Raw genomic sequence first — 14446 nt, forward strand, 5'->3', positions numbered from 1 at the left:
TAAAACGCTGTAAATAAAATAATTGAAAACTACTCTGTAATTGTTTCTAAGATTATATTCTGGTAGCTTTTAAAATAAATTTTCCTTATTTTTGTGAAATGAGTCAAAAATGGATTTATAAACCCGAACCCGATGAAGAAACCGTAGATAGATTGAGTTCATCGCTGGGATTTGGCACATTCGAATCCAAATTGTTGGTTCTTAGAGGGATTGACAATTACCAAAAGGCGCGTGAATTTTTCAAACCCAACTTTACGGACATTCACAATCCCTTTTTGATGGCAGACATGCAAAAAGCAGTTGAGCGAATTGCAACAGCCATTGAAAACGGAGAAAAAATAATGGTGTACGGCGATTATGATGTTGACGGAACTACAGCTGTTGCGCTTACTTACCTTTACTTAAGAAAAATTGTTCAAAAAAAATATTTAGATTTTTATATTCCAGACAGAAACTCTGAAGGATACGGGATTTCTACTGAAGGAATCGATTTTGCCAACGAAAACGGTTTTTCGCTGATTATCGCTTTAGACTGCGGAATCAAGGCGATTGATATGATCAATTATGCCAAAGAAAAAAACATTGACTTCATCATCTGCGATCACCATTTACCGGGAGACGAAATTCCTGATGCCGTAGCCGTTTTAGATCCCAAAAGGAGCGACTGTAGATATCCGTTTAAGGAACTTTCAGGATGCGGTGTTGGCTTTAAATTGTGTCAGGGATTAAATACTATTTATAAAATTCCTGAGACCGAACTATTCGAACTTACTGATCTACTTGCTATTTCTATTGCTGCAGATATTGTGTCTATGACCGGTGAAAACAGAGTTTTGGCAAAAATGGGGCTTAAGGTTCTTAGAAAAACACGCAATCTTGGCTTAAGACTTCTGATACCTGAAGATAAACTTTCACATTTTGAGATTTCAAATATTGTTTTTGAAATCGCTCCAAAAATAAATGCTGCGGGAAGAATTTCTCATGGTAAAGCCGCAGTAGAACTAATGGTTTCAGACAACCTGAAACACGCTCACCAAATCGTAGGCGATATCATGAACCTAAATGACGAAAGACGCGAGCTCGATATGAACTCTACCCTTTCTGCATTAAACCAGGTGATAGAATCTCATCAGGAAACAAAATATGCAACCATCGTTTATCATCCTGAATGGAATAAAGGAGTGATCGGAATTGTTGCCTCAAGACTTATAGAAACATACTACAAACCGACATTGGTTTTTACCGACGGAAACAATGGCGAAATGGTTGCTTCTGCGAGATCTGTCTCAGATTTTGACGTGCACGAAGCATTGGATCTTTGTTCAGAATATTTTCTGAAATTTGGTGGTCATCACGCAGCTGCAGGACTTTCTATGGAAAAAGATAAGTTTGAAGCTTTTAAAATAAAATTCGAAAAAACGGTTGCAGAAAAAATAAAAGATCACCAGAAAGAGCCATCGATCACCATTGATTCTGACATTGAAGCCGATGAAATCAACAGAGATTTTATCAATTTCCACAGAAAACTTGCACCGTTTGGTCCCCAGAATATGAAGCCCAACCTGGTTTTAAGAAATCAAAAAATTGCAGGTTATCTAAAAACGATGGGAAAAGATAACAATCACCTCAAGTTTTATATCAAGCAGGAATCTACCGGAAGAAATATAGAATGTGTAGGTTTTAAGCTGGGGCAGTTTGCTGATGATTTTAGAAATAAATCTTTTGATATTGCTTTTACTTTAGAAGAAAATCATTGGAAAGGTAATGTGACGCATTACTTGAACATCCGAGATGTAAAATTTAGAGAAGACTAACCCTAAACTCAGCCTCAACCTTGAAAAAAATCGGTTTATTTTTCGGCTCTTTTAATCCCATTCATATCGGTCATTTAATTTTGGCGAATTATATTCTGGAAAATTCGGATATGGATGAATTGTGGTTTGTGGTGAGTCCGCAGAATCCTTTTAAAGAAAAAAAATCACTTCTCAAAGATCACAACCGTCTGGATATGGTACAGCGTGCCGTAAAAAATTATCCTAAGATGAGAGCCTCAAATGTAGAGTTTTCTTTACCTACTCCTAGTTATACGATTGATACATTGACGTATCTTAAAGAAAAATATCCGGAATGTTCTTTCAGTTTGATCATGGGAGAAGACAACCTCAACGGACTCCAAAAATGGAAAAATTCTGATATTTTAATTAAAAATCATCATATCATCGTTTACCCTAGAGTTTTTGAGAGTGAGAAAAAAGATTCTGAATATCTTCAGCATGAAAATATTTCGATGATCAAAGCACCTGTTATCGAATTATCAGCAACCGAAATCAGAAGTATGATCAAAGAAGGAAAAAATGTAAGACCGATGCTTCCGCCGGAGGTTTTTGAATATTTGGACGGGAGCAGTTTTTATAAATAGATGTTAGATGTTAGATGTTAGATTTTAGATGTTAGGCAAAATTAATTCTTAAGTATCATGAATTTCATTGAAAATTTTTTCTCAAAATATTCCCAGGAAAAGCTCATCAGATGGTTTAAGCAAATCTGTATGGCAGAAGCTATATCGTGGTTTTTTCTTTTTACTGCAATGACATGGATACGCATTGACCCGGAAGGCGTTTTACCTATTATTTACATCAGCACAATCGGAAGTATTCATGGATTGTTTTTTACACTTTACCTTTTATTTTTGCCTTCGATAAGAAAAATATACACTTGGGATGATGAAGATACAGTCTTCGCTTTGATCGCTGCTTTTTTTCCGTTTGCCACTATTTGGATCGATAAAAAATTGGCCCGTTTTGACCGAGAATAAAAAAAGAGGCTTCAAAAGAGCCTCTTTTTTTATTATTTAAATTTTATCAATTAGTTATCTCTAATAACGTGTCCTGTCACACTCAATGTATGTGAACCTGTAGTATTGGTATATGTTCCGTTTATTGTAAAATCAATATATTGTCCTACTGCTCCATAATTACTGATTTGTAGCGTAAGATTATTTCCGTTAGCGTTAATTGCTCCCCCTGAAGATTCTAAACTAAAATTAGAGGTATAAGTTCCAACTCCAGATATGCCTTGGGAAGTTAAATAAAAACTGCCTGTCGCATTTTGTGAACTTACATTAAATCCTCCTCCACCGATTGGAGATTGCGCATTAAAACCTGCATAAATTGGAGTGATAAAGTAATTTATCGGTTGCGTATCTGTTTGACTTGTAACAAACTCTGTGGTAGCAGTACAAACAGTAAGATTGCCCAAATTAGTTGTAGGAGCCGTCGCAGTAAAGTTAATATTTCCTGTTGTTTGAAGATTTGTGAAATCTGAACCCAGAAAAGTTAATTGCTGACTTGTTGCACAACTCAAAACATTAAAAGAAAAGCTTCCATTAGTTACCTGTGCAGAATAAGAAGAAAAATAATTTGAACTACTTGAAGGATAAGATAAATAGGCAATTCCGTTTGTAACATTAGTACCAGAACAATCCTTAAGAGTACCTGTAATGGTAACCGTATTACTTAAACTCTGCGAAATTGTAATTGCAGGTAATGTATTGGTAGAATTGGTTGTAAAAGGCCCAATATTACTGGTCATGATCACATTATTACAAGCATCAAGAATTTTCATAGTTAAATTCTCGCCAGCAGGTATAATTCCTGACGCATTTCCGTTTCCATCTGTAGTTGCAGAAGTCGAAGTCTGGTTTTGTCTCAGTATTTGCACTTTTACATTAGTCAAAGGTTGTGCAGCAGAATTTTGAATATGAACTTTTAAAATACATTGCTCAAATTGCGCATCACAATTCCACCAAGAGAAATGACTTACGTTTCCTACATAAGTATTTCCAACCTTTGTAGCTGAACCTTCCTCCTGCCATATTCCGGTAAATTCATTAAAAGACCATAATGGAATAGTAGCCGGAGCTGTAGACATTTGCGCTGCATCTAATGCAACCGTCATTTCAGCAGTATGCCCCGTAGCAATCTGAAGATTCTGTCCAGAAGCGCCTGTCAATTGTACATGCAGCATTCCGAAAGTTTCCATGATTCTGGCATTTCCATCGATATTGTTTGCAAGAAGAGATCCCGGCATCAATTCGTTCAGATATTGATCTGAAGGTTTTAGATGAAACATTGCTACATTTACATTTCCGCTGTACGCAGCACCGCTTGCATCTTTGAAACTTCCGTCGAATTTCACTTTGGTACCGTTCGGTAAAGATACTGTAGCAACAGCTCCTGATGCAATTGTTGCGGTGTTGGTTGCAGGAATCATCATGATGTTGATCCTATTGCTCCCACTGGTAGGAACCATGGTACGCCCACCATTTACAAAGCCCGCTTTTGTAACCTTTACATAAGCGAAATTTTCTTTAACGTTGGCATCTTTAATTGCAAAAATGCCTTTTGCATTGGTTTGTGCAGTTGCAGTACCAATCGTCACTGTTGCTCCGGAAACTGGAGTTCCGTCTGTCGATAAAACCAAACCGTGAAAATTCCTTTGGGTATTATTCCCGAAATTAAAGTTGGTTTGCTGATTTCCTTGCTGTTGATTTTCGTAATCAATAAAAGAATCGCTTTTACATGATATCAAAAGCACAAGAATCATTAATAATGAGTAAAGTTTTGTCATAAATTATTATTTTTTTTTGTGGAATCTAAATTAATCAAAAATTAGTGATTTTAAATATTTTATTTTTTAATGTAACAAAATTGCAGTTCGAGTTGTCTAATTATACAGAAACTCAAGGTAAGCGAATTTTTATTTGAAATTTTATTATCTGATTATCAATTAGTTAAATTTAATAAACAAACATATTTACTACTTTGTATTGCATGATACTAAATTTATTACATATCTTTGCAATGTTCAATAATAACAAATACAAGCATCTAAAACTATTTAAATTCTAATATCATGAAAACGCCACTACTCATCGCCGCTATATTTTTTACCGGGCTTACTTTTGCTCAGGAAAAAAAACAAGATTCACTAAAAACTAAAAAAATAGAAGAAGTTGTTTTGACCAAACAAGTCTTCAAAAAGCAAAGTGACCGTTTCGTGTATGATGTTGCAGCTTCACCGGTAACCAAAGGAAATACAACGTTTGATTTATTGAGACAAACACCATTACTTTCTACAACGGACGATAAAACATTAAAAATTGCAGGAAAAAACAATGCGCTGATCTACATCAACGGAAGAAAAACCAATATGGATGCAGAATCTGTAACTCAGTTCTTGAAAAATACTCCTGCTGAAAACATTCAGAAAATAGAAGTGATTACTGTTCCGGGAAGCGAATTCCAGGTTGAGTCATCTGATGGAATCATCAACATCGTTTTGAAGAAAAAAATGAGTGACGGGCTCAGCGGAAACATGAGAATGTCTAATTCTCAGAATAAATACAATGCAAGTTCTGCAAGTTTCTCTACCAACTACAGAAAAGACAAACTGGGAATCAGTGCCAATTTATATGGCGGAGAAAATATTCAGGCTCAATCTTACGTGTTACGAAACGGAAACAGCACTTCTTCTAATCAGTCTGTAGGGGACATTGATGACCCAAACCAATACATCGGAGGTTATCTGAATCTGGATTATCAACTGACAGACAAGAGCAATCTAGCTCTTTCATGGAACTCATCTGCCAATAAAAGCTATAATTCGACAGTCAATTTATTTAATACCGTTCGTTCTTTCGATGAGGTCAACAATTCTTACAGTACAAATTATACGTACTCAAGAAATAAAGAAGATGCACGTTCGTACAACAACTCGGTGAATTTAAACTATGAGTTGAAAACCGATTCTCTGGGCAGTAAATTAAATGTAAACGCTGCTTATCTGAATTTCAAAAGATTTCAGTTTACCGATAACAAAACCATTTTATCTGATGCAACAGGAAATAATGGTGCAATAGGCCAAACTATCTATCAAAACCTGCCACAGATTATTAACAATTTCTCAGGAACAGTAGATTATATTCAGAAATTTAAAAATGATTTTACATTAGCTGTAGGAGGGAATTTTAACAAAACCAAAACTGATAACGACACAAAGAATGATGCTTTTATGGCAGGTAATAATATTCCTATATCAACACCAAACCATTTCATTTATGATGAAAATATTTATGGTGCGTATCTAACGCTTGAAAAGAAATTCTCTGATAAATTTTCTGGAAAAATTGGTACCCGATATGAGATGACCAACAGCTTGGGAACATCAGACAATGCCGCACCGGAATACAGACGAATCGAAAGAGATTATAACAATATACTTCCTTATCTGAGTTTCAATTATGCCATCAATGATAAAAATAATATCTCTTATGCATTCTCTAGCAGAATGAGAAGACCAAGTTTCTGGGAACTGAATCCTGTAAGAAATATTCTTACGGAGTATAACTACACCCAAAACAACCCTTTTGTAAAGGCATCTTCAACTTATAATCAGGAATTGACCTATATGTATAAGAGTTCTTACTTTTTAATTTTAAATCATTCTTATTTTAAAGATCAAATTACTCAGGTGCCATTACAAGGGTATGCAAAATCTATGGATGGTACCATCAGCGAACAGAATGTGCTCCGATATATCAGAACCAACTTTGGAGATAAGCAAGAAATGTCAGCCATGTTAGGGATACAAAAATCATTTTTTAAGCAATATCTGACGTTAAATTTCAATATCGGTGTGCAACATAATGTAAACAATGGTGTTTTGGCAGCAGATCCTACCAACGGAGATATATTTTTAGATAAAGACGGAAACCAAATTGTTTACAGAAATAATATCAAATCAACAAGTGTTCTTATTCAAACAAACAATACCATTCGCTTAGACAAAAAGAAAACCTGGTTTTTAGGCGTCAACTATTTCTATGTAGACAAACAGCAGATTGAATTAGGAATGCTGAAAGATCTTATGAGTTTAGATTTAAGCATCAAGAAAAACTGGAACGACTGGACATTTGCCTTAAATGTAAACGATGTATTAAAAACCAATGTTGTTGAGATCGAAGATTATCAGGCTAACGGAAATTACAATTATGTAAAAAACGATCAATACAGATTTGGAGGTACTTTCAGCATCACCTACAACTTCGGAAACCAGAAAGTAAAAAAAGTGAGAGACATCGAAGGTGCATCAGATGCCATCAAGAGCAGAACGCGTTAACATTCAAACTTCATATTATATTGTTGGGAAAGCCTGCCGGGAAACCGGTGGGTTTTTCTATCTTTAAGTATGAATAAATTTCGGGGATTTCTGTTTTTAATTTTAATGCTTTTAGGTCAGGATGCTGAACAGAATTAGATTTAATTTTTAGAAATATATTTTAATTGATTTTAAATTTTCATGTATTAATCTGAGCTAAATTCTGGCTTTTTGTACAAAATAGTTTTTTTTAAGTCCGAAATTATTTATCTGAACTAAAGGAGAATCAACGTTCCAATGCGGTAAATTTCTATAAAGTTGGTCCGATAATTTTTTAATTCCGGGAATATGTTTTTGATTAAACTCGAAATTTCTATCAGATGTTACCACTTCAATCCCAGTCTGTCGATTACGGTAACCTGAAGGAATGCTGAAAGAATTAACCTCAACGATATCATCCCACTTTACAAATTCATTCTTCTCTGATAAAACAAAACGGAATCCTTTTTCTTCGTATCTGAAAATCCCATCAAAATTCTCAAGGTCATTGATTTCTTTTTCAACAGTTAAAAAATCATGCCTGTCACTTGGATATTTTATTTTATAATATGAAAATACAATCGCCGCAAAACAAAGGAAAATAATAGAATAACCAATGCCGCTATTTTCGAAATCGGAATAGTTGTAAAATATATATCCAAGAATTATGATGCTTGCTACGAGAACAGCTTTTTCCATCCTATAGTTGTACTTAATTTGCTAAAATTATTCAGACTTCACCACCTCAGTTCTCTCCGAAATTCCGTTTGCATTAAAAGCTTCAATCTGGAAATAATACGCATCTACTCTATCGGCTCCGGTAAAGAAATATTCGTTTTTACCGTATACCATGATGCTGCCATATAATTTGTCCGGAGATTTCCCCCAATAAATCACATAACCATCGGCATCTGAATTCTGTTGCCACTTCATCCAAATACTTCTCCTTTCACCATACTTTTTAGCATCAGCTCTTAACGGAACAAAATTCTGAACTTTCGCAGGTTTCGTTCCTTCTCCTTTTCCGAACACTCTGAAACCACTCAATGCAAATTTACCTGTCGGCATTTTGAGGTTTTCGATTTTTAAATATCTTGCTTCGGCCGGTTTTTCCAATTCGACATAATCGTGAGGAACGTCTTTTGTATTTTTGCTTTTGTCAACAATGACTTTCCATTTTTTACCATCATTAGAACCGTAAATTTTATACTGATGCATTTTGCCTTCGGTTTTGCCCAAAAATTCTACATCCTGATCAGCATAATTTACCTGAATCGCATTAATTGTCGAAACTTCTCCTAAATCTGTCTGAAACCATTCTCCTGAATTTCCGGTTTTTGCGCTCCAATACGTTTTAATATCTTCGTCCACCGCATTATTGGAATGATAACCGCCCAAAGTTGACGAAACCTGAACGGGTTTATTATAATTTAGCAACATCCAACCTGTGAACAATCCTTTTGAGAAATCTTTCCCTTGCGCATATTGTGGAAGCAGGGTAGGATAATCACCATAAGCGGTGTTGGTGTACATCACATCATCCTTATCAAAACCTGCAGGCCAGATTCCCAAACGTCTTTCGAAATTATTTTTAGTGGAAATAAAAATCGTCGAAACGTGCCACCAGTTTTTAAAATTATCTTCAAAAGTGGCTCCGTGTCCCGCTCCTCTAGCAAAACCTCCCGGCTTATAAGAAAACGGATTGTGTTGCTGATATTCATATCCTTCCAAAGGATTTTTTGAAACATAGACTCCATCAGAATATCCGCTGAATTCTGTGGCCGGAGCGCCGTACTGCATATAATATTTGTCTTTGTACTTCGTTACCCATGCTCCTTCTACAAAAGGCTGCAGGAAAACATTGTCATTGTATTCACCAAATCTTTCCCAGCCGTGATCTTCAGGTTTTAATCTCAAAATTGGTTTTACAAAACCTTCAGACTGCAGATTTTTCACCTTTACTTCAGTTCCTAAAAGTGGCCATTCGTTGCTCGATCCCCAATAGAGATATAGCTTGTTTTTATCTTCATCATAATGAAATGCAGGATCCCAAGCTCCTACTTTTAAGGTATCAACGGCAATTTTCCAGTCGTCTACAGTGGGATTTGTAGATTTCCAGATCGGAAAATCAGATTCCCAGGTTGAGCCATAAACATACAGAGTATCTTTCATTGCCCAAACTGCAGGAGCGTTCAGATCGTGAGTATATTTGTTGTCTCTGAGGAATTTTCTTTTGACAAATTTCCAATCAAGCATATTGTCGCTGTGCCAATATCCTTCCTGATTGGTTGAAAACAGAAACAGCTTTTTTTGAAAATTAACAATCACCGGATCTGCCGTCGCACGGTGTTTTCCCTGCTTTGAAAAAACTTCAAAAGGCGTATAACCGTAATCAATATTGATCGGGTTGCAGTAGGTTTTTTGTTGGGCATCGATCGAAAATCCTAATAATATGGCTAATAAAAAAATATGTTTCTGCATCTGGACTGTTCTTGTAGACAAATTTAATTAAAGTTTTTTGGGTTTGATGATGAATGATGATTTAATATGTACAGTAATGCCGTTTGTGAGATGATTAATAAATACTTAATGCTACCAAAAATTTAGATATTCCTTTAATAAAAATGTAGCTGCTTTATAAGCATTATCTACCACACGATACAATCGTGCGGTAGCGGGGGGCTGTATAATTCTTTCATTATGAAGATAGGCGACAACTTAAAAAAACTCCGTGAGAGTAAAGGTTTAACACAACAAGATATGGCTGATCTGATGCATACGCACAGAACAGGATATTCTAAAATGGAAAACAACCAACAGGATATTCCTGTTGATAAATTGGTTTTTGTCGCTAAACATTTCGGGATTTCTGTTGATGATATTATTTTCTTCAATGAAAAAAATAATGTTCCCAACGAAGTTTCTATGGAAGATACCGCAGTTCTGGAACAACTAAAACTTATCAATGAACTCGATACTGAAGAAAAAAATATTCTCCTAAAACTTATTGAAACTTTCGTTTCTAAAAAACGTTTTAAAGATTATCTGCAGAAAAATATTGCTGCTCTATAAAACAAAAAAACCTCGCATTCTGCGAGGTTTTTGTTTATCTGCTACGAAGTTACAAACTTCGCAGAGCAGAAGAGATTTAATTAATAGGTACAAAACCTCCATTCTCTACTAAAAATGGAGGATTAAAAATTGTATCTTTTTTAATTTTTCCTGTAATAGTATCAAATAAAATTTCTCTTTTAATATATTGTTTTTTACCATCATGCATAAAACCATATATTGAAAAAGGCTTACCACTTTTATTATAAAAAATCCATTCCCCTCTTTTTAAATATAAATTATTAGCTTTAAAATAATCTCCTTCCCCCTCACTAGATATTTTACCATTTTTATAATATACTACAGTCGTGTAATTATGTGGAGCTTTAAATAAATATGAATAAGAATTTAATTTTTTATCTGGATAATATTTATAAATTTTTATAACAGACTCGTCTTTATATAAATATTTACTATCTAGATAGCCATATTTTTTATCAAACACTTCGGAACTTACTAATTTTCCATTTTTATAAATTATCGTGGTATTAGTTTCTTTTCCTTGTATTACTTTAATATAATCTTGTTTTGATATTTCTTTTTTACAAGATTGTAATAAGAAAATATAACAAAATGTTACTATTAGATTTTTCATTCTATCTTCCTGATTTTATAACGCTATCTACCTTAGCTCTAACATTTGGATTAGAAGTTTCATCATAATTATTACCATTATGCCAATTCTGATAGATATCACCTGTTTTAGGTACTTTAATTACTGCCGAGTCGTATTTATTACCATTTATAAATGTAGCCATAACAACAGTATCATTACTAATTTGGGAGTTATTCCCTCCTTTCATCGATGAAACAGCTAAATCAATCAATGACATTGTGTCCACCATGAAATTTAATAAAGATGGAGGTCCTTTATCTCCTCTGCTCAAGCCATTATGGATGCCTCCAAAATAACCATCAACACTAACAAGTTTATCTATATCTCCCCTAAAGAAAGGATTTTCAAGGTTTAGAGGAGCTGCACCTCCAAGATTAGCGTAAAAGTTTCCTCCTGTATTTCCTAGATGTGATAAAAAATTAGTAATATCAAAAGCTTTTTTTGCTTCTATATTAATACCTCCCGAAGTCGTTAAACTACCTTTATGAGTTTCTCCTGCTGCATCAGTAACCGTACCATCTGCGTTTAAAGAATAAGCTACTGAACCATCAGAAGTATTGGTTATCTCACCTGTTTCAGCCACTCCATAAACATTTTTGTAACCAGCTTCCATCGCTTCCTGAACCGTATTAACATTGGCGTTGTAAGTCACTTTTTGAGAACCATCTTTCATTCTTTGATCTATCCATCCTAAACCTTCTCTACCATCCGGATCGATAAAATTAATTGGGTTATTAAACGCATAAGCATAAGGATTAAATCTTCTTGAAGTTTCCGCCAACGGATCTACCACACCCCATCTTCCAATATCCGGCATATAGAATCTCGCTCCATAATCATACATTCCGGTCTCCTGCAACTCTTTGCCGTTGTACTTATAATTCTTGTAACTTCCGGTTCCAAAGTAAGCTTCTGCTTCGGGGTTTCTTATGAAATTCATTCCAAATGGATAATAATCATTACTGTCTGTGACTGTAAGTTTGTTATCTATTCCATTTTTATAACTTACCCTCACATTTCCCAAATGATCTTTGTATTGATAAATATACTCATTATTTTCAAAATCATAAAACCCTTCTGAGGTGGGTAAAAATTTTAAAACACTATTATAAGATGAACCATGAATCATATTGATAAAAGCTTCCGGTTCATATGCTTCACCTGTTTCTTTATACCAAGCCCACCACAGTTCGTCTCCTGTAGAAGAGGCATAATGAAACCCATCCAGATATTCGGTAGATGACGAATACATTGCACCATTACTATTTGATGTTATAAAGCTTTTTTTCAGTTTTGTACCGTCTGCTCTGTATAAATAACTTAAACTTTTATTGTAATTATCTATTTTAAGCTGATAAGGAAGATTGAGATAGTTATAACGAATATCATCAATCTTTTTATCCGGCATACTGGTCAGATTCCCGTTTGCGTCATATCCGTTAGTATTATTACCTCCTTCGTAACCGGTAGGGTTTCCAGTACCATCATTAATACGGGTAAGCATATTTCCTTCGTAATAATAATCCAGATTATCGACCAGCTCTGCCGAATTGCCGTAAAATGAGGGTGCTGTTCTCCATAAATGAGTAAGATTTCCATTCAAATCATACTGTACTTGTTCATTGAAAAAACCATTGGTAGGTACCGCAGAGTCGGGTGTAGAGAATGAGGCCTCTGTAAGGCGGTTTAGAGGATCATAATTATATTCATATCTTCTTAAGGTACTTTCTTCTCCCGGTGTTATGCTTTTCTTCCAGTCTACTGATGTAATGTTGCCATTATATCTTCCCCCAGTAGATGCAGGATTGACATATTTCATTTCATACCCGAAGAGTTTATCGTTTAAATTCGCAGGATCATTAATTTTGGTCATCCATCCGCGGATGTTGTACGCATAATCAACACTTTGAAGTCCGCTTCCCAGACTCGTTCCGCCGACCTTCTTGTTTTTCAGCTGCGAAAGCTCGTTGTATTCATTTTGAGTAAGGTATTCTACCGGATTGTTGTCTACCTGATGCTTGTGAGTGAGTAATCTGTTCTGATGATCGTAGGTGAAATTTTCAGTAATTACTTTTTCTGCATCACTGTCCAATCTTTTATGTCTGGTGATTGCCTGCTGCGGTACCCCTGCAAAATCCAGCTCAGATTCCGTTTTGGTATAGCCTCCTAAATGATTGATAGAATGGCTTCCGATCACCCTTCCTTTGGTGTCGTACCAGGTGTAGTTTTTGGTCCAGTTGTCATCCTCAATGTTTTTTACAAAACTCATCACAGCAAGGCTCTTCGTACTGATATTGCTGCCCGTACTGTTATCCGTTATCACAGGAACACCGGAAACCGTCGTTGGAAAAGCAGGATTGAAACTGTAAGGGGCATACGTATCATAATAGTTTATACTTAAAAGCTTCACATATTTGGAATTATCAGGATAGGTTAAAAATCCCCGGTAATAAACATCCATCCCCTCACTCGTATAAGATACGGCGGAGATTCTCGGGGTATTGTTACTGCCAAAGGTCTCCACATTAGACTGCTCAACGGTACGTGTCCCTCCCGTGCTGATCCCCGTCAGCACAACACGGCCGAACTGATCATATTTCGTATACAGCCACTGTCCCTTCGCCTCAAGATTGGCATCCCTGGTAGCAACCAGACGGTCCTGTTTGTCGTACAGCATAAATTCCCAGCCTTTGCCCGGAAGCCTCTTTTCAACCAGGCGGTTTCTTGAATCGTACTTGTACTGATAGCATAAATTGTTTAAGGTTGTCGGATCAACTGCATTGGCCGCAACAGCCAGCGGCGGGATCACATAAGCCAGCTGATTGTAATCATTGTATACATAATACGTATCGGCACTGCTCGTACCATCCAGCATCTTTCTTACCAATACTGTCTGGCCCTGACCGTTCTTAAACTCAACCGTCTTATTTAATCTTCATCTATTACTGTATTCTTATACAGCTGGTTCGCTCCATAACCCACAGTTGATAAAACAATCTCAGAAGTAAAGGTTGAATAATTGAATGTTGCCGTATATTTCCTGACCTCTCCGTCTGCATTCGCGTCATATTCAAACTTGACAGGTTTACTGCTCCATGCCGTACCCACCTGCTTCTGCTCCATTACTCTGTCTAAAGGTGAGCTCTCAAGGAGCTTTTCTGCATAGATTTTCTCAGACCCATAGATGTCGGTCTGTGTTGCATTTGACAGAGGGTTTGTGACAATAGCCCCGTTACCCGTGCCGCCCTGAGGCACCGGAAGGTAATCCAACGCCTGTCTCCCGTACTGGTCATACACAATATGGGACACTACATCACGACCCAATGGGGAAGCCTTGATATTCACAATCTGCTTGGGCCTGCCCAAGCCGTCTAAATACTGAACGGTCTCTGAAGTTTTTATCGTCTGATCCGGATCAGTCGGCTTGGGATAATGTAGAAATGTCTTTGTGTACACATAGTTCTCATCTGTACTGAGGTTAAGACTCTGTGCATGGGAAAGCCCCACTACAAACAAAGTACT

At 36.0% G+C, this 14446-nt stretch carries 11 protein-coding genes; 5 read left to right on the top strand and 6 right to left on the bottom strand.

Annotated elements, in window-relative coordinates:
- Window positions 1-98 precede the first annotated feature (98 nt).
- From recJ to K0U91_RS04405, 3 genes are read left to right on the top strand one after another with little or no spacing between them, the layout of a single operon-like run.
- A complete protein-coding gene (gene recJ, locus K0U91_RS04395; RefSeq protein ID WP_219971541.1) occupies window positions 99-1814 on the top strand; it encodes a single-stranded-DNA-specific exonuclease RecJ in 1716 nt (571 codons plus the stop codon).
- Between the two features lie 20 nt (window positions 1815-1834).
- Window positions 1835-2419: a nicotinate (nicotinamide) nucleotide adenylyltransferase gene (gene nadD / locus K0U91_RS04400; protein WP_220180692.1), complete on the top strand. Its 585-nt coding sequence runs from the start codon at window positions 1835-1837 to the stop codon at window positions 2417-2419.
- A 57-nt stretch (window positions 2420-2476) separates the two neighbouring features.
- The gene (locus tag K0U91_RS04405; protein ID WP_220180693.1) at window positions 2477-2815 is read left to right on the top strand and encodes a DUF3817 domain-containing protein; all 339 of its coding nucleotides are present in this window, start codon (window positions 2477-2479) and stop codon (window positions 2813-2815) included.
- Between the two features lie 50 nt (window positions 2816-2865).
- Here K0U91_RS04405 and K0U91_RS04410 read toward each other — a convergent pair whose 3' ends face one another.
- Complete coding sequence (locus K0U91_RS04410) at window positions 2866-4629, bottom strand: carboxypeptidase-like regulatory domain-containing protein (protein WP_220180694.1); 1764 nt, start codon at window positions 4627-4629, stop codon at window positions 2866-2868.
- Between the two features lie 285 nt (window positions 4630-4914).
- On the opposite strand from K0U91_RS04410, the gene K0U91_RS04415 reads away from it, so the two are divergent.
- Entirely contained in the window at window positions 4915-7179 is a 2265-nt protein-coding gene (locus K0U91_RS04415) for a TonB-dependent receptor domain-containing protein (RefSeq protein WP_220180695.1), read from the top strand.
- Window positions 7180-7374: 195 nt separating this feature from the next.
- On the opposite strand, the gene K0U91_RS04420 is transcribed toward K0U91_RS04415, so the two are convergent.
- Together K0U91_RS04420 and K0U91_RS04425 are read right to left on the bottom strand one after the other, a co-directional pair.
- Window positions 7375-7896 (bottom strand): hypothetical protein, encoded by a 522-nt coding sequence (locus K0U91_RS04420; RefSeq protein WP_220180696.1) that lies wholly within the window; start codon window positions 7894-7896, stop codon window positions 7375-7377.
- A gap of 27 nt (window positions 7897-7923) precedes the next feature.
- Window positions 7924-9678 carry a discoidin domain-containing protein gene (locus K0U91_RS04425; RefSeq protein WP_220180697.1) on the bottom strand — a complete coding sequence of 585 codons (1755 nt, stop codon included), beginning with the start codon at window positions 9676-9678 and terminating at the stop codon, window positions 7924-7926.
- Between the two features lie 219 nt (window positions 9679-9897).
- On the opposite strand from K0U91_RS04425, the gene K0U91_RS04430 reads away from it, so the two are divergent.
- A complete protein-coding gene (locus K0U91_RS04430; RefSeq protein WP_220180698.1) occupies window positions 9898-10269 on the top strand; it encodes a helix-turn-helix domain-containing protein in 372 nt (123 codons plus the stop codon).
- A 76-nt stretch (window positions 10270-10345) separates the two neighbouring features.
- Here the strand turns inward: K0U91_RS04430 and K0U91_RS04435 are convergent, their stop codons facing one another.
- From K0U91_RS04435 to K0U91_RS04445, 3 genes are read right to left on the bottom strand one after another with little or no spacing between them, the layout of a single operon-like run.
- Entirely contained in the window at window positions 10346-10903 is a 558-nt protein-coding gene (locus tag K0U91_RS04435; protein ID WP_220180699.1) for a hypothetical protein, read from the bottom strand.
- A 1-nt stretch (window position 10904) separates the two neighbouring features.
- The gene (locus K0U91_RS04440; protein ID WP_220571815.1) at window positions 10905-13799 is read right to left on the bottom strand and encodes an RHS repeat-associated core domain-containing protein; all 2895 of its coding nucleotides are present in this window, start codon (window positions 13797-13799) and stop codon (window positions 10905-10907) included.
- A 53-nt stretch (window positions 13800-13852) separates the two neighbouring features.
- Window positions 13853-14380, bottom strand: a complete 528-nt coding sequence (locus tag K0U91_RS04445; RefSeq protein WP_220571816.1) for a DUF6443 domain-containing protein — start codon at window positions 14378-14380, stop codon at window positions 13853-13855.
- Between the last annotated feature and the right edge of the window lie 66 nt (window positions 14381-14446).

Source organism: Chryseobacterium sp. LJ668, assembly GCF_019613955.1.
Classification (GTDB): Bacteria; Bacteroidota; Bacteroidia; order Flavobacteriales; family Weeksellaceae; genus Chryseobacterium.